At 62.8% G+C, this 21,325-nt stretch carries 26 protein-coding genes; 10 read left to right on the top strand and 16 right to left on the bottom strand.

The genetic code is table 11. The features are described 5' to 3' along the window. Positions 1-164 precede the first annotated feature (164 nt). On the top strand, positions 165-305 hold the full coding sequence (locus ACK4FH_RS07035) for a hypothetical protein (protein ID WP_409812150.1): 141 nt from the start codon (positions 165-167) through the stop codon (positions 303-305). Positions 306-395: 90 nt separating this feature from the next. Next, on the top strand, positions 396-560 hold the full coding sequence (locus tag ACK4FH_RS07040; protein WP_409812152.1) for a DUF3309 family protein: 165 nt from the start codon (positions 396-398) through the stop codon (positions 558-560). 220 nt (positions 561-780) lie between these two features. Here ACK4FH_RS07040 and ACK4FH_RS07045 read toward each other — a convergent pair whose 3' ends face one another. Together ACK4FH_RS07045 and ACK4FH_RS07050 are read right to left on the bottom strand one after the other, a co-directional pair. Continuing rightward, on the bottom strand, positions 781-1,539 hold the full coding sequence (locus tag ACK4FH_RS07045; protein WP_409812154.1) for a winged helix DNA-binding protein: 759 nt from the start codon (positions 1,537-1,539) through the stop codon (positions 781-783). Positions 1,540-1,692: 153 nt separating this feature from the next. After that, the gene (locus ACK4FH_RS07050; RefSeq protein WP_409812156.1) at positions 1,693-1,821 is read right to left on the bottom strand and encodes a hypothetical protein; all 129 of its coding nucleotides are present in this window, start codon (positions 1,819-1,821) and stop codon (positions 1,693-1,695) included. A 266-nt stretch (positions 1,822-2,087) separates the two neighbouring features. Here ACK4FH_RS07050 and mtnB point away from each other — a divergent pair, with 266 nt between their 5' ends. The 3 genes from mtnB to mtnC are packed head-to-tail and all read left to right on the top strand — an operon-like array spanning position 2,088 to position 3,912. Next, on the top strand, positions 2,088-2,654 hold the full coding sequence (gene mtnB / locus ACK4FH_RS07055; protein WP_409812158.1) for a methylthioribulose 1-phosphate dehydratase: 567 nt from the start codon (positions 2,088-2,090) through the stop codon (positions 2,652-2,654). Next, on the top strand, positions 2,651-3,205 hold the full coding sequence (locus ACK4FH_RS07060; RefSeq protein ID WP_409812160.1) for a 1,2-dihydroxy-3-keto-5-methylthiopentene dioxygenase: 555 nt from the start codon (positions 2,651-2,653) through the stop codon (positions 3,203-3,205). Before mtnB ends, ACK4FH_RS07060 begins: the two co-directional genes overlap by 4 nt. After that, a complete protein-coding gene (gene mtnC / locus ACK4FH_RS07065) occupies positions 3,202-3,912 on the top strand; it encodes an acireductone synthase (RefSeq protein WP_409812161.1) in 711 nt (236 codons plus the stop codon). The genes ACK4FH_RS07060 and mtnC overlap by 4 nt, the downstream gene beginning before the upstream one ends. A gap of 55 nt (positions 3,913-3,967) precedes the next feature. Here mtnC and ACK4FH_RS07070 read toward each other — a convergent pair whose 3' ends face one another. The 5 genes from ACK4FH_RS07070 to ACK4FH_RS07090 form a co-directional block, all read right to left on the bottom strand. After that, the gene (locus ACK4FH_RS07070) at positions 3,968-4,201 is read right to left on the bottom strand and encodes a hypothetical protein (RefSeq protein ID WP_409812162.1); all 234 of its coding nucleotides are present in this window, start codon (positions 4,199-4,201) and stop codon (positions 3,968-3,970) included. Positions 4,202-4,303: 102 nt separating this feature from the next. Continuing rightward, positions 4,304-4,723, bottom strand: coding sequence for a DUF6691 family protein (locus tag ACK4FH_RS07075; protein WP_409812164.1), 420 nt, complete (start codon positions 4,721-4,723; stop codon positions 4,304-4,306). Position 4,724: 1 nt separating this feature from the next. Next, complete coding sequence (locus tag ACK4FH_RS07080) at positions 4,725-5,144, bottom strand: YeeE/YedE family protein (protein WP_409812165.1); 420 nt, start codon at positions 5,142-5,144, stop codon at positions 4,725-4,727. Positions 5,145-5,154: 10 nt separating this feature from the next. Next, positions 5,155-6,030 carry an MBL fold metallo-hydrolase gene (locus ACK4FH_RS07085; RefSeq protein ID WP_409812167.1) on the bottom strand — a complete coding sequence of 292 codons (876 nt, stop codon included), beginning with the start codon at positions 6,028-6,030 and terminating at the stop codon, positions 5,155-5,157. A 186-nt stretch (positions 6,031-6,216) separates the two neighbouring features. After that, positions 6,217-6,450, bottom strand: a complete 234-nt coding sequence (locus ACK4FH_RS07090; RefSeq protein ID WP_409812168.1) for a YMGG-like glycine zipper-containing protein — start codon at positions 6,448-6,450, stop codon at positions 6,217-6,219. Positions 6,451-6,599: 149 nt separating this feature from the next. Between ACK4FH_RS07090 and mtgA the strand changes: the two genes are divergently transcribed. Beyond that, positions 6,600-7,343, top strand: a complete 744-nt coding sequence (mtgA, locus tag ACK4FH_RS07095; protein WP_409812170.1) for a monofunctional biosynthetic peptidoglycan transglycosylase — start codon at positions 6,600-6,602, stop codon at positions 7,341-7,343. 3 nt (positions 7,344-7,346) lie between these two features. On the opposite strand, the gene ACK4FH_RS07100 is transcribed toward mtgA, so the two are convergent. The 3 genes from ACK4FH_RS07100 to ACK4FH_RS07110 all read right to left on the bottom strand — a co-directional run bounded on the left by ACK4FH_RS07100 (position 7,347) and on the right by ACK4FH_RS07110 (position 9,960). Further along, the gene (locus ACK4FH_RS07100; protein ID WP_409812172.1) at positions 7,347-7,829 is read right to left on the bottom strand and encodes a hypothetical protein; all 483 of its coding nucleotides are present in this window, start codon (positions 7,827-7,829) and stop codon (positions 7,347-7,349) included. A gap of 14 nt (positions 7,830-7,843) precedes the next feature. Then, entirely contained in the window at positions 7,844-9,391 is a 1,548-nt protein-coding gene (locus ACK4FH_RS07105; RefSeq protein WP_409812174.1) for an FAD-dependent oxidoreductase, read from the bottom strand. Between the two features lie 245 nt (positions 9,392-9,636). Next, positions 9,637-9,960 (bottom strand): hypothetical protein, encoded by a 324-nt coding sequence (locus ACK4FH_RS07110; RefSeq protein WP_409812176.1) that lies wholly within the window; start codon positions 9,958-9,960, stop codon positions 9,637-9,639. A gap of 280 nt (positions 9,961-10,240) precedes the next feature. On the opposite strand from ACK4FH_RS07110, the gene ACK4FH_RS07115 reads away from it, so the two are divergent. The 3 genes from ACK4FH_RS07115 (at position 10,241) to ACK4FH_RS07125 (ending at position 12,969) form a co-directional block, all read left to right on the top strand. Continuing rightward, positions 10,241-11,668, top strand: a complete 1,428-nt coding sequence (locus tag ACK4FH_RS07115) for an aldehyde dehydrogenase family protein (protein ID WP_409812178.1) — start codon at positions 10,241-10,243, stop codon at positions 11,666-11,668. Between the two features lie 594 nt (positions 11,669-12,262). Further along, positions 12,263-12,565, top strand: a complete 303-nt coding sequence (locus ACK4FH_RS07120; protein WP_409812180.1) for a DUF2834 domain-containing protein — start codon at positions 12,263-12,265, stop codon at positions 12,563-12,565. A gap of 11 nt (positions 12,566-12,576) precedes the next feature. Further along, positions 12,577-12,969 (top strand): limonene-1,2-epoxide hydrolase family protein, encoded by a 393-nt coding sequence (locus ACK4FH_RS07125; RefSeq protein ID WP_409812182.1) that lies wholly within the window; start codon positions 12,577-12,579, stop codon positions 12,967-12,969. A 114-nt stretch (positions 12,970-13,083) separates the two neighbouring features. On the opposite strand, the gene ACK4FH_RS07130 is transcribed toward ACK4FH_RS07125, so the two are convergent. The 4 genes from ACK4FH_RS07130 to ppk2 form a co-directional block, all read right to left on the bottom strand. Further along, positions 13,084-14,385: an MFS transporter gene (locus ACK4FH_RS07130; RefSeq protein ID WP_409812184.1), complete on the bottom strand. Its 1,302-nt coding sequence runs from the start codon at positions 14,383-14,385 to the stop codon at positions 13,084-13,086. A gap of 133 nt (positions 14,386-14,518) precedes the next feature. Beyond that, positions 14,519-15,370, bottom strand: coding sequence for a 23S rRNA (adenine(2030)-N(6))-methyltransferase RlmJ (locus tag ACK4FH_RS07135; RefSeq protein WP_409812186.1), 852 nt, complete (start codon positions 15,368-15,370; stop codon positions 14,519-14,521). After that, positions 15,367-16,575, bottom strand: coding sequence for an MgtC/SapB family protein (locus ACK4FH_RS07140; protein ID WP_409812187.1), 1,209 nt, complete (start codon positions 16,573-16,575; stop codon positions 15,367-15,369). Before ACK4FH_RS07140 ends, ACK4FH_RS07135 begins: the two co-directional genes overlap by 4 nt. A gap of 7 nt (positions 16,576-16,582) precedes the next feature. After that, entirely contained in the window at positions 16,583-17,383 is an 801-nt protein-coding gene (gene ppk2, locus ACK4FH_RS07145; protein WP_409812189.1) for a polyphosphate kinase 2, read from the bottom strand. A 185-nt stretch (positions 17,384-17,568) separates the two neighbouring features. On the opposite strand from ppk2, the gene ACK4FH_RS07150 reads away from it, so the two are divergent. Then, positions 17,569-19,698 (top strand): TonB-dependent receptor, encoded by a 2,130-nt coding sequence (locus ACK4FH_RS07150; protein ID WP_409812190.1) that lies wholly within the window; start codon positions 17,569-17,571, stop codon positions 19,696-19,698. A 100-nt stretch (positions 19,699-19,798) separates the two neighbouring features. Here the strand turns inward: ACK4FH_RS07150 and ACK4FH_RS07155 are convergent, their stop codons facing one another. Together ACK4FH_RS07155 and ACK4FH_RS07160 are read right to left on the bottom strand one after the other, a co-directional pair. Next, entirely contained in the window at positions 19,799-20,497 is a 699-nt protein-coding gene (locus ACK4FH_RS07155) for a ChrR family anti-sigma-E factor (protein WP_409812191.1), read from the bottom strand. Further along, entirely contained in the window at positions 20,494-21,177 is a 684-nt protein-coding gene (locus tag ACK4FH_RS07160) for a sigma-70 family RNA polymerase sigma factor (protein ID WP_409815195.1), read from the bottom strand. The genes ACK4FH_RS07155 and ACK4FH_RS07160 overlap by 4 nt, the downstream gene beginning before the upstream one ends. Positions 21,178-21,325 lie beyond the last annotated feature (148 nt).

A 21,325-nucleotide genomic window follows, 5' to 3' on the forward strand; every position in this document is an offset into this window, starting at 1 on the left:
ACAGCCCTTTCGAGGATTGGATGCGGACGACCGAGATGCGGTCGGTCGTCCCCGCGATCTGCCGGTTGAGGTCCGCGAGATGGAATTGATTTGCCCCGGGCGCGCAATCCTGAAACGGTGAGAACGACCCATTTGGGTCGGAATTGCAGATCAAGGTGGCATGAATGAACAACAACACGCTTTACCTCGTGATCGGCCTGCTCGCCGCCGGCGTCATCATTGTCGGTTTCCTGCTCTATCAGGAGCGTCAAAGCGGCGTCAGCATACAAATCGGTGAGAGCGGCGTATCGATCGATGGCAACTAGCCGAACGGTTCGGGCGGTGCCGGATTTTCCAGCCGTCAAATCGAAACAGGCAGGTCCGCTCAGCCGGGTCCTGCCAGAAGGGGAAGGCCCATGTCGATCGGAACCATACTAGTAATTATCTTGATCATATTCCTGCTCGGCGGCTTCAGCGGCAGGTTCGGCGGTTATGGCTATGGCTTCGGCCATGGCGGCGTCGGCGTCATCGGTGTCGTGCTGATCATCCTTCTCGTCCTGGTGCTTATGGGGCGTCTGTGAGACGCTCTGCTCATTCACCGCGGATATGAAGGGCGGGCGGCGGCGCCCGGAACACCAAATCAGAAACCCGCCATGCCTTGCATGGCGGGTTTTTTGTTTGCGGCATCGCGACGGCCGTCTCGCCTGTCAGGCGGCGCTCAAGATATTGCCGCTCGAGCGGCTGGCCGGCGAGATCATGCAGTCGACGCAGAGCTGGTGATCCGGCGCCGTGAGTTTGCGGTCAGGCCTTTTTCGATGATACGCGGGGGTCTGCCGCGAATGCCCCGCGAACATACTCGACATAGGCGAGCATGCGCGAAAAGCCGTCCTCTGTGAGATCGACGAAGACGCGCCTTCCGTCATTCTCGTCACGGACGCGCGTGGCGAGGCCTTCTGCCACAAGATCGCCGATCCGTCGAAGCGCCGTTGTCGCCGGCACACGCGAGGCAATGCACAGGCTCGACACGGAGACGCGCTTGCCGGCGAGGCGGGCATAGGTCAGGTCGAGAAGCATGTCCCAGGCAGGATCGCAGAAGAGCCCGTCCGGAAAATGATTCTGCCTTGCCGCGCAAAGACCGATCAGCATCCGCACCCAGTTGCGACCGGCTTCCTCGGGGGTGAAAAACTCGTGATCTGCCGTGGCACGGCTGCGCATTGGTGCGGGGGTGCCCGGTGCGGGCTGCGAGTTTGCCGGCTCCGGTGCAAAGCCGCTGCTCAGGCGGTCCGCGATGCTGACAAGATTGCCGAGCGCTGCGGGCGCGCTTGCGTTCTGCAGGGCGCCGACGATGTTCCGCGTCCGCACAAGGAGATCTTCCGCTTCGGCCCGGATCGCCGTCGACAGCATCGCAAGGCGGTGCTGGTCGGCCGCTTTGGCCGATGCCTCCAGCAGGATTTCGGTCAGCTCGCCGGCATCGCAGGGCAGGGCGAGAACCGACCAGGAGGCGAAGTGGCGCAACTGCGCCAGAAGCGGCGGCGTAACCCTGTCGCGCGTGACGAGCACCGCATGCAACCAGGCGCGGCCGCGAATCTGGTCGATATTTCGGGCGAGATCGCGAAGCAGGGGGTCGGCATCTTCTTCTGCGGCGATGATGACGAGGCGGACCGTATCGTCCTTCAGAAGCCTGTCCTTGACGGCGCCCCGCGAGGCGGCGACCTACCAGGCGAGTTTCGTTTCGGAAGGCGGCGGGGGCGCGAGATCGTTCTGCTGGAACAGTGCTGCGCAATCGGGGTCGACAAGGGCGGAAAAGGCGGGCGTCTCAAGATTCTGCGTAATGGAGATCATTGGACTAGACCTTAATGCTTAGGCGAATCGGATTGTGTTCAACCATAATGACGCACATAAATAGGTTTATGCAACTTTAAATATATGTGGCTATACCCTTTGGTGTAATCGCCCAATCCGGTGCCAAACCGGTGGAGTGCTTTCATCGTCATAGAATTTCTCTATGGTGGCGCCGAATTGACGGCTGAATGGAGAAAGTCGAGCAGATGCAAGGGTCCACGCCGCCTGTCCTTAGTTTTGCGGAGGCCGCCAGCGGCGTCATTGAGATGGCGCGGTTCGCCGGGTCGCGGGGCTGGGTTCCGGCAACCAGCGGCAATTTCTCGGTCAGAATGGATGCGAAAAAAGCTGCCCTGACGGCGACGGGGGCGAACAAGGCCGCGCTCACCGAAGAAGGTATTATCGAGGCGCAGATCGGGGGGCCCAAGCATCCGCGCGCCTCGGCCGAAGCCCCGCTGCATCTTGCACGATACGCCGCGGCACCGGAGATCGGCGCCATCTCCCACATGCATTCCATGGCCGCGACCGTGCTTTCGCGGCGGCACGAGAAGGCAGGTGCGCTCCGGCTCGAAGGCTGGGAGCTGCTCAAGGCCTTTTCCGGCATCACCACCCATGAGACGGCGCTCGATGTTCCGATCGTGCCCAATGGCCAGGATACGGACGCGCTTGCCCGGCAGGTCGAGGAACGGCTGGCGGCAGCCGGACCGGCTTACGGTTACCTCATTGCCGGTCATGGCCTATATGTATGGGGACGAACGGCGGCGGATGCCATCCGCCACATGGAAGCCTTCGATTTTCTTCTGACCGCACAATTGCACGAGGAGGGCGCGCGATGACGCATCTCACCGTTTATCCCGACACCGATCCCGCCACCGTTCTGATGGAGATAAGCGACGGCGCGAAGATCGCCGAAGTGCTTGGCGCTATCGGCGTCGACTTCGAGCGCTGGGCGGCACCGCATGCGCTTGCCGAGGACGCGGACCAGGATGCCGTTCTCGCCGCCTATCAAAGCGACGTCTCGCGGATCATGAAGGACGGCGGCTATCAGAGCGTCGATGTGATCCGCGTGAAGCCCGACAATCCCAACCGCGCGGAGCTGCGGCAGAAGTTCCTCGCCGAGCATACGCATGACGATGACGAGGTGCGCTTCTTCGTCGATGGCGCGGGCGCCTTCTACCTGCGGAAGGAAGGCAAGGTCTATCGCGTGATCTGCGAGCGCAACGACCTCATCAGTGTGCCTGCCGGAACGACGCACTGGTTCGACACCGGGCCCGCACCGGATTTCTGCGCCATCCGCATCTTCACCACGCCGGAAGGCTGGGTCGGGCACTTCACGGGCGACGATATCGCATCGCGTTTTCCGAAGTTCGAGCGCGAGGCGGCATGACGGAAATTCGTGCCGTCGTTACCGATATCGAAGGAACGACGACGCCACTCGCTTTCGTGCATGAGGTTCTCTTTCCCTATGCGCGCAACAGGCTTGCCGCTTTTGTAAAAGACAATGAGGGCAATGCCGGCGTCGCGGCGGCGCTTCGCGATGCGCGTGCGCTCGGGCATGTGCCCGATGCGGATCTGGAAGGCACGATCGCGCTTCTTCATTCGTGGATGGATGAAGACCGCAAGGCCGGGCCGCTGAAACTCCTGCAAGGTTTGATCTGGCGCCAGGGCTATGAGGACGGCGTGCTCAAGGGCGAGGTTTATGGCGACGCCGCCATGCTGCTTCGCCAGTGGCATGAGCGCGGGCTTCGGCTCTTCGTCTATTCATCGGGCTCCGAAGAGGCGCAGAAGCTCATCTTCGGCTTTTCCGACAAGGGCGATCTCGCCACGCTGTTCGAAGGCTTCTTCGATACGCGGATCGGAGCGAAAGTCGAGAGCGCGTCCTATCGCGCGATTGCCGAAGCCGCGAAGCTGCCCGCGGGCGCCATGCTTTTCCTGTCCGATCATGCGGGCGAAATCGCGGCGGCGGCAGTAGCCGGCATGAAGGTGGTGCGTATCGACCGGGCACTTTCCCCCGATGGCTGGAGGGATGACGGCGCCTCATTCGTTGCCGGGTCGTTTGATCCGGTTGAGAGGCAATTTCTTTCCCGCAAATAAGAAAAGGCCCGGCGCAATGGCCGGGCCTTTCGAATCGAGATTTGCGGACATTGCGTCAGCAATTGCCTTCCTTCTTGCAGCCCGAATAGGCGCCTGCGGCTGCGCCGACTGCGCCGCCGACAATCATGCCTGCTGCAATGCTGGAACCGGCGATAGCGGTCGCCGCCGCGCCGACGCCTGCGCCGATCGCACCGCCCGACAGCGCGCCCTGCTCGGTCTTGCTGAGATTGGTACATCCCGTGGTCAGGAAGAGGGCGGCAATCGCCAGGGCCGTTGCTGACTTTTTCACGATGGTCTCCATCTTCGGTGAATCGATCCGAAGAGTCTCGCGGGCGTTCGGGGCCTCAGAATGGCGGAAATGGGGCCATTTGGCCCCACTTCTCCATATTGGTTAACGGCCGAGCGTGAAGCGGAAGGCGAGCGCACCGGCAATCATCGCTGCGACGAAAGTGAGCGCATCCACCGGCGCAATGCTGATGGCCGCAAGCGCCGGGCCGGGGCAGAAGCCTGCCAGACCCCAGCCGATGCCGAAGAGCGCTGCCCCGGCGACGAGGCGCGGGTCGATGTCGTTGCGGTCGGGCAGCGACCATTCTTCTGCAAGGAGAGGCTTTTGCCGGCGCGTTGCCCAGCGAAAGGCGGGTAAGGCAACGAGGATGGCGCCGCCCATGACGAAGGCAAGCGTCGGGTCCCAATTTCCGGCAATGTCGAGAAAGCCGAGCACCTTGGCAGGGTTCGCCATGCCGGAAATGACAAGGCCAAGCCCGAAGATGGCGCCGGCGGCGAAGGATGCGAGAACCGTATTCCTGTTCATGTCAGCCTCCGATCACATGACGCATGACGAAGACGGTCAGAAAACCGAATGCCATGAAAGTGGCCGTCGCCACGATGGAGCGCATGGAGAGGCGCGAGATGCCGCAAACGCCGTGGCCGCTGGTGCAGCCGCTTCCGAGCCGCGTGCCGAAGCCGACGAGGAGACCCGCCGCGATCAGCAGCGGCGTGGAGGCCTCGATCTCGACGGTGACAGGCACGAATGCCGTCCATGCCGCAGGTGCTGCGACAAGACCGGCGAGAAAGGCATAGCGCCAGGCGCCTTCCGCCGATCCCTGCTCAAGCGCACCGCCGAGAATGCCGCTGATACCGGCGATGCGGCCATTGAGCAGAAGGAACAGCGCCGCCGATGCGCCGATGAGCAAGCCGCCGATCAGGCCCGAGACGGGTGTGAAGTTTTCCATTCGTCAATCCTCAGTTTGCCTTGCGGATGGGTGTCTTCAGATAGACCGAGCCGTCCTCTTCGGGTTCCGGCAGATGGCCGCCGCGAATATTCACCTGCAGCGAAGGATAGAGGAGACGCGGCGAACCGAGCTTTGCATTGCGTTCCTCGCGCAGCTTCACGAATGCTTCCTCGCTCACGCCTTCATGCACATGGGTATTCGACTTGCGCTGCTCTGCGACCGTCGATTCCCAGCGCACATCCGTCCGCGTCTCGGGCAGGTAGTCATGGCCGACAAAGACCCGCGTTTCGCCGGGTAGCGCCAGGATCTTGCGGATCGACGCATAGAGCGTGTGGGCATCGCCGCCGGGGAAGTCCGTGCGGGCGGTGCCGTAGTCCGGCATGAAAAGCGTGTCGCCGATAAAGGCCGCGTCGCCAACCACATAGGTTATGTCGGCGGCTGTGTGGCCCGGCGTATGGATCACGCGCACGGGCAGATTGCCGATGCTGAAGCTGTCGCCATCGGCAAAGAGGCGGTCATAGGGCGTCCCGTCCGCGGCGACATAAGGCATGTTGAAGACCTTGCGCCAATAGGACTGGATGTCGGCGATATGTTCGCCGATGCCGCTTTTCGCGCCGAAGCGTTCGCGCAGCACCGCCGTGGCGGTCAGATGGTCCGCATGGGCATGGGTATCGAGAACCCATTCGACCGTGAGGCCCTTTTCCTTCACGAAGGCCGAAATGTGATCGGCGCATTCATGGGAAATGCGGCCCGAGGCCGGGTCATAATCGAGCACGGCATCGATCACCGCGGCGTGCCGCGTCTGCGGGTCGGCGACGACATAGGTGACTGTCGACGTCGCCTTGTCGAAGAAGCCGGTGACGTCCGGTCTCAGGGCTTCTGTCATGGCTCAACTCCATTTCTTTTCGGGGCTTGCCCGGAACATTTGAACCAATATAAGTCCTAATAATCCAGAATTTAAGTGTGATAATCTGCCGCATTTATGGGAATGAAAACCGGCGGGAAGCCCATGAAAAAGGGCCCTGCAGCCATGCTGCAGAGCCTGATTTCCGTGGTGACGGAACCTTCCGGTTCAGCACTTGCCTTCTTCGCGGCAGCCCTTGTAGCCGCCTGCGGCCGCGCCGACCGCACCGCCGATCACGGCGCCTGTGGTTGCCGAGCCGCCCGTGATTGCGCCGGCGGCGGCACCTACGCCTGCACCGATCGCACCGCCCGACAGCGCACCGGACTCCGTTCTGTTGAGTTCCGTGCAGCCCGCCGTAAAGAGAAGCGCGGCGGCGGCCATCGCAATCGCTTTCTTGGTCATCACGTATTCCTCCGTGGTTGCTAACAGAAGAACGCGTGTGACCGAAAAGCGTTCCACTCCAAAAATCGCCGTCTTGCCGCCACTCGCAAGGCGGTTGCCGGATGAAAAGACTTGTATGAGTGCGACCGGCTACCGATGATCGCGCCGGCATGAGCAGCGATTTGAAACCAGAAGGGCCCGGCGGCGACCGGTTGCGGAAAGATGAGGCCGCCGAAACTTCGGGGCCTCTGCCGGTTATTCGTCTCGCCGCTCTCTATGCAGCCCGTGTCGCCGCTTTTCTCTTTTTCGCGCCCGCTTTCGTCATTCTTGTCTATGCAGTGGTGCCGCCGCCCGTGACGCCGCTCATGCTGATCCGCGCGGTAGAAGGGCATGGCCTCACGAAGGACTGGGTGCCGCTTTCGGAAATCTCGCCGCATCTGCAGCGCGCCGTCATCGCGGCCGAGGACGGAAAGTTCTGCAATCATGGCGGCTTCGACTGGGAGGCCGTCGACACGGCCTTGCAACGAATTCGGCGTGGCGGTTCGCTGCACGGGGCGAGCACGATCAGCATGCAGACGGCGAAGAATCTCTTTCTTTCACCGCAACGCACATTCGTCCGCAAGGGTGCGGAGGCCTATATCACCGTCTGGCTTGAGACGCTGTTGAGCAAGAAGCGGATACTCGAACTCTATCTCAACGTCATTGAATTCGGCCCCGGCATTTATGGTGCGGAGGCGGCGGCGCAGCATTACTTCGGTGTCAGCGCGAAAGACCTGTCGCGCGCACAATCGGCACAACTTGCTGCCGTGCTGCCGGGCCCGCTGACGCGGCGGCCCGCTGCGACCGCCTATGCGGGCACCATCGCCGCGCGCATGAACCATGTTGTGCTTGGCGATAACGGCCCCTGCAACTGACCGTCAGCCATGCGCCTCACTGCCGCCGGATGACGTGATGGCCGCAAGCGCGCAAAGGCTTCCTTCCGTCTGCGAGAGATGCCATTCGGCAATCGACACGGTGCGGGCAGCCGCGTAATCCGCGCGGACGGCGGCGGCGAGGGCGCGATGCGTGTCTTCCACGCTCATGCCGGGCGTCCAGCCTTCGGCGCACAATGCGCCGGCAAGACGCTTTTCATGAATGATCGCGCTTTCCGGTGCGCCGCCATCTGCGATGAAGCGGCGGCCGAGATAGGCGGCGCTTTCAGGGTCGGCGAGCAGCGCGATGAATTCCCCGGCTGCGACGCCGGAGCCCGCGGGCGTTCTCGTGAACAACATGCCGGGAATGGCTGCGGCAATGATCGCCGTGCCGCCCAGGATCATCAATGCGCGGCGCGAGACGGCGGGGCCGCGATGTGCCTCGTGGCCGTGGCCGCCACCATCCGCGTGGTCATGATCGTGGTTCATCTTTTCGGTCCTTTTCAGAGCGGCGTGGCAGAGGCGAAGCGGCGCTTCAGATGATCGGAGAGGCGCAGCGCCAGCGCGACAAGCGTGAGCGTCGGGTTGACTGTGGAGCCGGTGGGAAATACCGACGAGCCGGCGATGAAGAGGTTCGACATGCCATGTACGCGGCAGTCCGCATCGACGACGCCGTGCTTCGGATCTTCGGAAATGCGCGTCGTGCCGAGATGGTGGTTGCCCCAGCCTTCTGCGACCGTCCATTCGTCGCGCTCGGGAAAGAGCACGCGCACGCGCCCCTCGCCCCAGCCGCCAAAGGCGCGGGCAACCGCTTCGAGATTGGCGCGCAGGCTGTCGCGGTCGGATTTCTTCAGCCGCCAGGTGAGTTTGGTCCTGTTGAGACCGAGCGCATCCTTCTGATCCGACAGCGTGATGCGGCTTGCCGGGTTCGGCTCCTGTTCGCTTGCGCAGCCGACGCCGAGGCGCCAGCCGAATTCTTCCGTTGTGGCGGGCGATGATGTCGTGCTGCGCGCGAGCTGCAATATTTTCGGGTGGAGATATTCGGCAGGGTCCGGCGGATTGTCCTTGCCGGTCTCGGCGGTGACGGGGCGCGACGGCGCGAAGGTGAGAACCGTGCCGAGCCGCTTCGTGCGGCGCAGATATTCCTCGCTCATCAAGAGGCAGCCGCGCATCACCACATTGCCTGTGGGCCGTTCGACGCGCGTATAGGTGCGATACCAGCTCGCGACGAGATCGAGATCGGTGACGAGGAATGTCGCGGGCGAGCCGACATGCGGATGCTCCATGAAGAAGCGGCCGACATTGCCCGTGCGGTTGCCGAGGCCTTCCTTCTCGACGCTGTTCGAGAGCAGCAGCACGCGCGCATTCTCGATGCCGCCACAGGCAAGCACGCAGACGCGCGGGCGGATCGTGTATTTGACGCCGGTCAGCGTTTCGATTTTCAGATGATCCACTTCCGCGCCGTTTTCCGCCGGCACGATCTCGGTCACATTCGACTCGAGATAGCAGGTGATGTTCTGCGCACGCTCGATCTCCGGGCGGTATCTCGTTCCGAAGCGGGTGGGCGGGCTGTAAAGGAAGAAGCGCGTTTCTACTTCGTCTCCCGCCAGCGGCAGGGGCGCACCGCCATCGGCCCATTCGGACGCATCGTCGAAGCCCGACGAGCGGATCTGGCAGATCTCGCGGGCCCGGTCGTAATAGGGGTCGAGGTCTGCCCGCGTCATCGGCCAGCCGGAATAGGGCACCCAGTCACGCGCCTCGAAATCGATGGGTTCGAAGGGCCGCGTCCAGCCGCCCCAGTGGTTGGTGGTGCCGCCGAAATAGCGCAGCCGCGAGCTTGTCAGCGGATATTCCACGCCGCCCATTTCGCCTTCATAAAGATCCTGCGTCGCGGCATCGAATTCGAAGCCGCCGCTTTCGATGAGCGCCACGGAAATGTCGGTCCCGGCGAGTTCCCGCGCGATCGCGATGCCGGCCGCGCCCGCGCCAATGATGGCGAGATCGGTGTCGATGATGGTTCCGTCTTCAATCTGGCGGCCGTCGATGAACATGGTCGGTATCGGTCCTCACTCTATTGTCCGGCACGGGAGCCATTCCTGCCCGCTGCCGATCTTATTGTTTGAATTCGCGACCGAATTGCGGCGGCGAGGTGTCCGGGCGTTGCGCGCAGATGCGTCAGCCGGAAATCTGGCGTCATGCCGCCGGACCGGAAGCCATTTGCGGCTTGCCGGGCATAATCATAATGATGTGCCGCTCGCGGCCATCTCGTGCAAGATGGCCGCAAGCGGCCTCCGTCTCACTCGATCGTATAGCTGCCGGTCTCGCAAAGATTGGCGGTATCCTCAAGCACATCGCCATCCGCGAAGACCATCCTGAGATCGTAGGTGCATTGCTCGCGGCCATCCGCGATGATCACGCGCACGGCATCGCCCGAGCGCAGGATGTCCTGTCCCAGAATGTCCTCTTCCCATTCCGAAATGTCCGACGGAGCGGCGTAGAACTCGATCAGATCGTAGCCGCTGTCATTGGCAAGCATGAAGGCGAGGTCCTGTGCCTTTGCGGGTATGGCAAACCCGATGGCGGCGGCCATGGCAATTGCGGCAAGTTTCTGCTTGGTCACGGATTTCCCCCATAGAAAAGGCCGTTTTGTTCGGCAGGATGAGGCTACCGGCCTGCATGGCGTCGGCAAGTGCTATTTTGGCGGCCAGTCTGCACCCTAATAATTCGCAGGGTTTTGGCGGCTTTCGAGGGCGTTTTCGGCTGGACCCGGAAGCGCGCTCCATGCGAGGTTTCTTCCCAACAGAACACCCCCAGAGGCTGCCGCCGCCGGGCCGGAAAGGCCCAAGCGACAAGACGGCGCTTGCCGAAGGAGGGACCCCTATCAAACAGGAGGACGGTCAATGAAGGACTATCTGAAATTCTATATCAACGGCCAGTGGGTGGACCCTGCCACGCCGAAGACGCTCGACGTCATCAACCCGGCCACCGAAGAGCCCTTCGCGCGGATCAGCATGGGTTCGGCCGCCGATGTCGACAAGGCGGTAGCCGCCGCGAAGGCCGCCTTCCCGAAATTCTCGATGACCTCGAAGAAGGAGCGCATCGAGCTCCTGCAGTCGATCATGGCGGTCTATCAGAAGCGCTATGCCGATATCGCGGCTGCCATCACCGCGGAAATGGGCGCGCCGAAGAACCTGTCGGAAAAGGCCCAGGCCGCGATGGGCATCGCCCATCTCAACACCAACCTCGAAATCCTGAAGAAGTACGAGTTCGAGGAAGACAAGGGCACGACCCGCATCGTGCGCGAGCCGATCGGCGTCTGCGGTTTCATCACGCCGTGGAACTGGCCGGTCAACCAGATCGCCTGCAAGGTGGCGCCCGCGCTTGCCGTCGGCTGCACCATGGTGCTGAAGCCCTCCGAAGTCGCGCCGATCAACGGCTACATTTTCGCCGAGATCCTGCATGAAGCGGGTGTGCCGGCGGGCGTGTTCAACCTCGTCAATGGCGATGGCCCCGGCGTCGGCGCGCCGCTCTCCTCGCACCCGGATGTGGACATGGTGTCCTTCACCGGCTCCACGCGGGCGGGCATCCTCGTCTCCAAGGCCGCGGCCGATACGGTCAAGCGCGTCGCGCTCGAGCTTGGCGGCAAGTCGGCCAATATTGTTCTCGACGATGCCGATTTCGGCAAGGCGATCACGGGTTCGGTCTTTGGCATGATGTCGAATTCCGGCCAGTCCTGTAACGCGCCCACGCGCATGCTCGTCCCCGCCAAGCGCCACGACGAAGCCGTCGCCATCGCCAAGGCGGCCGCCGAGCAGGTGAAGGTCGGCGATCCGAATGCCGAAGGCACGGTGATCGGCCCTGTTGTTTCCGACGTGCAGTTCGAGAAGATCCAGGGCCTCATCCAGAAGGGCATCGAGGAAGGCGCGACGCTCGTCACCGGCGGCACGGGCCGTCCGGATGGCCTCAACAAGGGCTATTACGTCCGCCCGACCGTCTTTGCGAATGTCACCAACGACATGACCATCGCGCGCGAGGAAATCTTCGGCCCGGTCCTCTCGATCCTGCCCTACAAGGACGAGGAAGAAGCCGTCGCCATCGCCAACGACACGGTCTATGGCCTGTCCGGCTATGTGCAGGGCGAGCCGGAGCATGCCCGCAAGGTCGCCGCGCGTCTGCGCACCGGCAATGTGCACTTGAACCTCGCCGGCCCCGACCTCAACGCACCTTTCGGCGGCTACAAGCAGTCCGGCAACGGCCGCGAATGGGGCGAGTTCGGCTTCGAGGAATTCCTCGAAGTGAAGGCGGTGCTCGGCTACAACGCCGCTTGATCGAGCTTCCGGGTTCATCCGGATACGGAAAAGCCGGTGCGAGAAATCGCACCGGCTTTTTTATTGCGTCACAAGTAAAAGCGTCATCCCGGCGAAAGCCGGGACCCACTCGCCGGTCGGCTTGCCGCAGTCTTCGGAAAGATGCTCTGCGTTCCAGCAACGAAAGCTGATCCAGCCCGCCATTGCTAAGGGAACCACCCGCCTTCGCAATGCCGATGCGCTGCTTCGGCGGGCAGGACGGTTCCAGGCTTTCGCCGGGATGACACTTGTGGATGTGGTAAAGCCTCACCCCCACCACGTCATGCCCGGGCTTGAACCGGGCATCCAGAAGCCGCCATTGGCGGCGTCATTCTTCGTACGACTCTAGTGCTCAAGCTGTGGCGACGTTCGCGGCATTTTATTGAAGGAAACGGCGCGCTTTGCGCGCCTTCTGGATTGGCGGGTCCAGCCCGGCAAGGACATGTGTGGTGAGGGCGGGGGAGATGGAGCGCCTGAAACCGCCGTCCACCTCCCACCTACCTCCCAGGTAATTGCCGCAATGACGCCCCCGAGCGAACATGGCTCCAATGGGTCAACATCCTTGGGGAGCCTTTCATGTCCGTCCGTCTTCTTGCGCTTCTTGCCGTCATTCTCGCCTTCGGGGCGCTCACCGTGCTTGCGCTGATGGAGGCCGGGTATTTCGGCATCTTCCTTCAGCATTTCGAAAACTATGCGGGGATGCAGGTGCTGACCGATCTCGTCATCGTCTGTGTGCTCGGCATCGTCTGGATGCTCCATGACGGCAAGACGAGCGGCGTCACGCCCTGGCCCTTCGTCGTGCTGACGCTGGCCGCGGGCGCTTTCGGCATTCTCTTCTATCTCGTGGCGCGGGAGATCAAGTCCCGCGCGGCGACGTGAGGGGGGCGACAATGAACAGCACCATGAGCCCCGCCGAAACGGTGAAGCGCTTTCTCTCCATCATGATGGAGAAGGATTACGACCGGGGCCTCGCCCTCGTCGCGCCGGATGCCGAGTATGACAATGTGCCGATCGGCAAGGTGGCGGGGCCGGAAGGCATCCGCGCCGTGCTCGAACCTTTCTTCGCGCCGACGATCACCAATGAATACAAGGTGCTGCGCGAAGTCGTGGACGGCGCGACCGTCATTCTCGAACGGCTCGACAGGCATCTGCTCGAAAGCGGCTGGGTGGAATTGCCGGTGACGGGCATTTTCGAGGTGAAGGATGGCAAGATCGCTCTGTGGCGCGATTATTTCGATGCGCCGACCTTGATGAGCAAATGGCCGATGGCACGCGCGGGATAATTTTCAGGTGCCCTCTTGAACAGCGTCACGCTCGTTCCCACCTGTTTCATTATCTCCAGTATTGCGTTCGTAAAATCCGGATGCGCGCCAGCGAAAGCGGCGCGCACCATCTTGTCACGGCGTCTTCCGCCGCTTTCTCGGTTCGTCCACGAAGAACATGGTGATGACGGCGCCGGCCAGCACCACGATGGAGAAGGAGAAAAGCGCGCTGAAGGAAAGTCCGCGCGCGATGAGGCCGCCCATCAGCGGGCCGACGGCCATCATCAGCGATGTCGCCGTGTTCAGCACCGCGATCCGCATGGGCAGGTCGTCGCGCGCGCCGAATTCGACGATGATATTCTGGTTCGAGTTCTGGAAGCCGCCTTGTCCCGCGCCAAGCCCTGCGAAAACGAGCGCGAGGCCGATCATGTCATGCGTGAAGAGCAGCGCGACGGTTGATACGGCCCAGAGGCCGACCGAGGAAATGAAGACGATGCGGTTGCCGAAGCGGTCGGCAAGCGATCCCCAGGCGAGGTTCGCGCATGTCTGCGCCAGCAGGAAGGCGGTCGAGAGAATGCCGAGCGTCGTGCCGGAAAGGCCGATGCGTTCGCCCGCAAAGAGAATATAGAAGGGCACCGCCATGGTGCCGAGGGCCGCGAGTGCTGCCGCGATATAGAAACGTGCCAGCGCGGGGTCCGCGCGGAGCATCGCGGGAATTTCGCGGAGCCGCCCGCCCAGTTTCGCGCGGGCGCGGATCGTCGGCGGTTCCGGCTCGCGCACCAGCATGAGGAGCGACAATCCGATGGAAGTCAGCACGAAGGCCATGAGGAAGGTCGAGGCATAGCCATTGCCGAGAAGATTGCCCTCGACGAAATAATGCCCGCCCATCCATGAGACGCCTGCCGCCGTGAGGCCGGCCGCGAAATTGCGGAAGCCGGTGAGGCGGCCGCGCAGGCGGAGCGGGATTACCTTTGCCATCAGCGTGTTGAAGATCACCGCCTGCATGCCGTTGAAAAGGCCGAACAGGCAGAGAAAGGCGAGCGCGGTGATGAGCGCGAGATTGGGCGGCAGGAAGAAGCCGCCAAGGGCGAGGCCCAGCACGCCCGCCCGCATGCCCCAGCCGATGAGAAGGCCCATGGGCAGCACGCGCTTTCGATGTTCGATCAGCGTCGCGCCAAAGATGGAAGAGGCCGACGCGCCGAACCATTGTGCGGCAAGCGCCAGGCCGACCGCGAATTCCGAGCCCGAGAGCAGGAAGATATAGGCGGGAACGAAAGTCGGCGCATTGACGAGGCGGAAGCCCGTCTGGCCGAGCAGCCCATGGGCGAGGTTCGCGGCATAGTTCCGCTTCAGGTTTGCCTCGATCTCGGCTTCATAGGCGGTTTCCGCCTCGGCGAGGCGCGCTTGCCTCTCCTCTTCGGTCAGCGACTGGTCCATTCCGCAAATCCGGTTTCCGGCCGCTTCTTCTTGTCTGGGCTTTGGGCGCGGCGCTGGGCCTTTATAGACCCGTTTGGCCGATCGGGTCAGTTTGCTTGTCGTAAAAGTTTCAGGGAAGCCTGTTCGCAGGCGATCAGGCGGTCAGCCATTCCTCCCGCGCGCGGGCGCCGGGCCCCTGCGCCAGCGTGGCGGCGAGCCAGTCGAGAAGCGACAGGGCGGCGGATTTGCCGTTTCCGTCCCGTTCGGTCAGGACAAAAGGCGGGTTCACGAGGATCATGCCCGATCCGGTCATGCGCATCGGGTCGGTTGCCATCACCTGCAGTTCGAGGGCGAGCGTTTTCGGCGGGCCGTCATTCGCAAGCCGCTCCAGAAACTCGCCGGAAACGGAAGGGTCTTTCAGCGGATACCAGATCATGTAAGTCCCGGTTGCAAAGCGGCGGCTGGCTTCCGCCAGCGCCTCCACGAGCCGGGCATATTCGTCGCGCTGCTCGAAAGGCGGATCGATCAGGATGACGCCGCGCCGTTCCTTTGGCGGCAGCATGGCCTTCAAGGCCGTGTAGCCATCCATCTCATGGGTCTTCACGCGCGCATCGCGGCGGAAATTCGCGCGGAGCGTATTCGCGTCCTCCGGGTGCAGCTCGCAAAAGGCAAGCCGGTCTTCGGCGCGCGCCATATGCGCCATCAGCGCGGGCGATCCCGGATAGCGCGTGAGCGGCGCACCGCCCAGCGCGCGCACGGCATCGAGATAGGGCGCGAGCAGCGGGTGCAGCACCGGCGCTTCGAGCAGGCGTGCAATGCCGTTCTGATATTCGCCGGTCTTCTGCGCTTCCTCGCCCGCGAGGTCCGTCATGCCGGTGCCTGCATGGGTGTCGAGCAGGAAGAAGGGCTTATCCTTCTTCTTCATGTGTTCGATCACGAGTGTCAGGAGTGCGTGCTTCATCACATCGGCAAAATTGCCGGCGTGATAGGCGTGGCGGTAGTTCATGAAAGACCGACCGTGAGAAAAATGGCGGCAATGCCTCCCGCCGACAGTGCGAAGAGCGACAGCGCGGGAACAAGGCCGTGCGCGCGTCCTGCAAAGGCGAGTGTGTAGGCGCCCTTCAGCAGATTGTTGGACGTGGCGGCAAGCAGGATCGCCGCCGCATCGAAATGGAGCGTGGCGTCGCCATGCGCCGATTGTGCGACCGAAAGAACGAGCGGGTTCGAAGGCGGCAGCACATCGGCCCCGTTGGCGCTGCCATTGCTCGCGCCGCGCCAGTACTGCCAGGCGGAAAGAAGCAGGCCCACGGCCAGAAGTGCCGCAAGCGAGGGCGCAAGCGCGAATGCAAGCTCGCGGTTGAATATGGCCACGACGATCAGGATGCGCAGGAACATGACGCTGGTCGAAATCGTGATCGCGGCATTGAGGATATGTGTGCCGCCCACCGCCGCGCCCGCGCGGCGCGACAGCACGACCGTCGTGGCGGTCGAGGAATAGAGCCCGCCAAGCGCTGCCGAATAAAGCAATCCGTGGCGCGGCGCGACATAGCGCTGCACGACATAGGATGCGTAGGACAACGTGCTCACCACGACGACAGCGAGCCACACCTGATAGGGCGTTATCGGCGTGATGTCGGTCACCGGCTCGTTCGGAACCAGCGGCAGCACGATGCCGATGATTATGAGGAATTTCGCAAGCGTCGCGAGTTCCGTGCTGCCCACCGATTCTGCGAATGTGTGCAGCCGTTCGCGCGCACCGATGAAGAGAACGGCGCTGACGGCGATCGCCACCGCTATCCAGAGCGGCTGCGTCAGCGTGATGGCGCCCAGCAGATAGGCAACCAGATTGGCGACCAGCGCCATGATGCCGCCGTCGAGGCGTATGCCGGGTGAATGTTTGATGCGGGGTTCGGCGCGCTGTATCGACAGATATTGCCAGTACCAGATGGCGAGCCAGGTGCCCGTTACCGCAAGCCCGCCGAAAAAGAGAAAACCCGTTTCGGGTGCGAGCGCATAGAGAAGCGCGCCTGCAAGCGCCAGCAGCGGGAATGTGCGCACGCCGCCTGGCGCCTTCAGCTTGTTGTCGCCGAAATATTCCTCGAAGGCGAGGCCGAGAAAGAAGGCAAGGCCGAGCAGCGCGACGAGCCGCGCCGGATCGAGAAGTGTGTCCGGGCCGGCCGAAAGAAAGGCATCCATGCTGTCTTCGTTCATGACGGCCTCAATGTTCGAGACGCCCGGCTTCGATCAGTGACGGATCGAAAGGCGTGACGATCCTGAGATCCGCATGAATGCCATCTTTCGGTTTGCCGCGATAGTCGATGCGCGACAGCAGGTCGCGGATCAGGTGAATGCGCGCAAGCCGCTTGTCATTGGCGGTCACGACATGCCAGGGCGCATGTGAAGTGGTCGTGCGTGTCAGCATTTCGTCGCGGGCATCGCTATAGGCCTGCCAGTGTTTCAGGGCGACATTGTCGACCGGCGAAATCTTCCACTGCTTGAGCGGGTTCTTGCGGCGGTCGGCAAGGCGGGCGCGCTGTTCGGATTTCGAGATGTCGAGATAATATTTGATGAGCACGATGCCGGAATCGACCAGCATTTCCTCGAAATGCGGGACGGAGCAGACGAAGCGTTCATAGTCGTCTTCCGTGCAGAAGCCCATGACGCGCTCGACACCGGCACGGTTGTACCAGGAGCGGTTGAAGATCACGAGTTCCTGCGCGGCCGGCAGGTGTTCGGCAAAGCGCTGGAAGTACCATTCGGTCTGCTGCCGGTCGGACGGCTTGCCGAGCGCGACGACGCGCGTTTCGCGCGGCGAGAGATGCTCGACAATGCGTTTTGCGGTGCCGTCCTTGCCGGCCGAGTCCCGGCCTTCAAGGATGACAAGGAGCTTCCTGTTGCGGGCAATGATGTCGCGCTGAAGCTTCACCAGCTCGACCTGGAGGCGGTAAAGCTCGTCCTTGTAGGCCTTTTTCGAGATGGTGAGGGGGCGCGCCGGCGCCGGGTTCTGCATTTTCGTCATCGTGATTTCCCTGCCGCTTCCGGGCTGCTTTCCGCCGAGGCGAGCCTATCGCTGCCGGGGCCGGGCGGGAAGTACGCATGCCCCATTCCTTTGAGGGGGTTGATCGGGGGTGGGGATGCGGCTATGAGAGGTATGTTATAACGTTACACTCAAGAATGTGAAATTCACGACATAAGGGGGCTGCCATGCGCGATCGGGTCCATCGCCATCAGGGTTTCAACAGGTTGAAGACGGGGCACCGGAGGCTCTTGCTGACGGCGGTTTCCGCGCTGGCGCTCGCGGCGGGGCCCGCGCTTGCACAAGGGGCAGCCGAAGAAGAATCCGGCAACACGGATGCCGCCCTGGAGCTTCCAACCCTTGTCGTTACCGGTTTGCCGCTTGCCGCGCCGCTCGACGAACTTGCCGCGCCGGTGACGGTCATCACGCGCGATGAAATTCTCACTTCCTCCGCGCGCACGATCGGCGGCCTTTTGAAGGATGAGCCCGGCATATCCGAAAGTGCCTTTGCCGCCGGTGCGAGCCGTCCGATCATTCGCGGTCTCGACAATACCCGTGTGCGCATTCAGGAAAACGGGATCGGCGCCGGTGACGTATCGGCGGTGAGCGAGGATCACGGCATCCCGATCGACCCCTATTCCGCCGAGCGCGTGGAAGTCATTCGCGGGCCGGCCGTGCTTCGCTATGGCAGCGAGGCGATGGGCGGTGTGGTGAATGTCATCAACAGCCGCATCCCGAAGGCGATGCCTAGGGGCGGTTTCGAGGCCGAGGCCAGCGCCTCCTATGACAGTGTGAGTACCGGCCGCCAGGCAGGCGGCATGGCGAAGGCGTCGGCAGGCAATGTGGTCTGGCATGCCGATGGATTTCTGCGCAAGGCGGATGATTACCTCATTCCGGGCGCGGTCAGCCGGCAGAGCGAAAGCTGGGCGGAGAGTTCGGGCGTCGCGGGCGGTGCGTCGCTCATCGTCGGCAATGGCGATGTCGATGGCCATGTCGGGGCCAGCATTTCCTACTACGACAGCAAATACGGCATCCCCGCGCCGGGAAATCCCGCCAATCCGGTTCACATCGACATGAACCAGACGAAAGTGCAGCTCGGCAGCGATCTGGAATTTGCAGGCGGCATCCTCTCGGGTGTGAGCCTGTCGGGCGGCTATAGCGACTACACGCATGGCGAGGTCGACGCGGCGGGCGTCACCGGATCGCGTTTCGACAATGAGGAATGGGAAGGCCGCGCGGAGTTTCTCCATCGCGCCATCGGCCCCTTCACCGGCGCTGTCGGCATACATGCGCATCGACGCAAGATTTCGGCGGAAGGCGAGGGCGGCGAACTCCTTGCGCCGGCGAAGATGGAATCCATCGCCGCCTTCATCTTCGAGGAAATGCCGATCGCAGGCGAGGCGCTGAAGCTGCAGCTTGGCGGCCGAATCGAGAATGTCGATGTGTCGGGCCGCGCGCTCGATTACTCGGACCCGCTCGCGCCGTTCGACTATCCGGTCTCACGCAGCTTCACGCCGGGCAGCGTTTCGGCGGGGCTTGTGTTCAATCCGGCAGAGAAATGGGTGTTCGGCCTGACGGCGCAGCATGTGGAACGCGCGCCCGATGCGCTTGAGCTTTTCTCGAAAGGGCCGCATGAAGCGACCGAGACTTTCGAGGTCGGCGATCCGGCGCTCGGCAAGGAAAAGGCGCTGAGCTTCGAAGCGAATGTGCGGCGCGCGGGCGATGATTTCTCGTTCGAGGCGGCGATCTTCCACACCTCGTTCAAGGACTTCATCTACAAGCGCCTGACCGGCGAAACCTGCGACGATGATTTCGATACCTGTACGCCACATGGCGCGGGCGATGAGCTCGATCAGGTGTTCTTCACGCAGGAAGACGCCACTTTCCGGGGCTTTGAAACCAGGGGCAGCGTGACGCTGGCGCGTTTCGGTACGGCGCGGGCAGGCATTACCGGACAGTTCGATGTGGTGCGGGCAAAGCTCGATGCGGGCGGCAACGTTCCGCGCATTCCGCCGATGCGGGCCGGCGCCGGCGTCTTCTATGAAGACGTACAGCTCTCGGGACGCTTCGGGTTCCTTCATGCCTTCAAGCAGGACAGGCTTTCGCCGAACGAGACCGAAACGGGCAGCTATACCGATCTCAAGGCGGAGCTCCGCTACCGTTTGCCGGAAGGGCTGTCGGGTGCATCTGCCTATGAGATTGCGATTGTCGGTGAGAACCTGCTCAACCATGACATCCGCACCCATTCCTCGTTCAAGAAGAACGACGTGCTGCAGCCTGGGCGCAATGTGCGCCTTGTCGCGACCGCACGGTTCTAGGCTCCCCCGAGAGGCAGGTTGCTGGCCTGCCCCCAAAAGCGTCATGGCCCGGCAATTTGCCGGGCCATGATCGTTTCAGGACTATTTCGACACCGATATTTCAGAGACCGATGAATGGCTGGAGCATTCTTGCGATCAGGCCCTTGAAGCGCGTCGGGCCCTCGGTGAGCGCGAGGCAGATGCATTCCTCGCCCTCGCCGGTGCGCAGCGCATGAACCACGTCGCTGGTGCATTCCTCGATATCGCCGGTATGGAACGTGCCATGCGGATCGGTCAGGCTTCCCTTGAGGACGAGCACGAGTTCCGTGCCGCTGTGACCATGCATGGGAATGTCGATGCCCGGCGCGGCGCGCAGCATCCAGAGCCGCTGATCGTTCTGGCCGCCATGCCAGAGATTGACCTTCTTCATGCCCGGCCCGAGCCATGTCCATTTCAGATCGTCGACGCTGCAGCCGAGCCAGTCGCGCAGCGGCGCGGGAAGCGGATCGCCGGCTTCGGCAGCGTGCTGCGGTACCGGCACGGCCGGTGCACCAGCCTCTTCCGAATCGAGCAGGGCAAGTGTGCGCGCAAGGGCGTCGGGCGCCATGCGATCGGCCTCAAGCCGCTCGAGCAATGCGCCGCCTGCCGCCTCGGCGAGCGAGATACGCGTCGGCGCGTCATTCAGGTAGCTCAGATGCGAGGCGACGATCAGCGACTGGCCTTCGCTCAGAGCGCCGGCCGCATAGGCCATCAGCCATTCATCGCCGAGGCGATGGTTCACGGGTTTGGTATTCACGCCAGCCGGCGTCGGGGCAGTCATCGCAAATCCTCCAGCACCGGGCGGAGACGCGCAAAGGCGAGCCGCAGGCGCGATTTCACCGTACCTAATGGAATGCCGAGACGTTCGGCGATAGCCGAATGGGGCATTCCTTCCAAGAAAGATAACTCGACGACTTCCGCCTGGTCGGGCGGCAGATCGCCGAGCGCCGCGTGGACGCGTTCACCGATTTCCGCGCCCGCCAATGCCTCGTCCTGCGGACGGGTCTCTTCGGGCAACAGCATCGGCTCTGCGGGATCGAGCTCGGGCCGGTTTTCCCGGCGAACCCGATCGATGAAGCGGTTACGGGCGATGGTAAAGATCCAGGTGCCCGCCGAAGCTTTCGACCTGTCGAACTGGCTTGCCTTTCGCCAAACGGTCAGCATGACTTCCTGCGAAATATCTTCCGCCAGCCGGTCTTCGACCCGCAGGCGCCGCAGATAGGATTTAACGCGCGGCGCGTAATAGCCGAAAAGCCGGGCAAAGGCAGTCCGGTCCGCATCGCTCGCAATGGACGCGATCAGATCGGCCATTTCGTTCGCGAGCTGCCCCTGGGGCAATGCCTCTGGTGTTTCACCGGATGTCCGGTCCCGGTTCATCAGGCCTAACTCTCTCAGGTTCGGCCGCCAAATGGGGCGGACGTTCAGGGCCGGTCTGATCTGGGGAGCGCATTTCGTCGGCATATTCAAACTACGATGCCGATCTGGCCCCGGATCACTTGATTTGGCCTATTGTGATCGAGTCTAGGGAAAAGGCGTCATTCGGGAAAGCGCAACGGTGCCGCAGCGGCGCGCGGTGATCCGTGGCGGGATGTGCCGCGTAAGCATGAGG

It is taken from the genome of Parvibaculum sp. (assembly GCF_046297875.1).
Lineage (GTDB): Bacteria > Pseudomonadota > Alphaproteobacteria > Parvibaculales > Parvibaculaceae > Parvibaculum.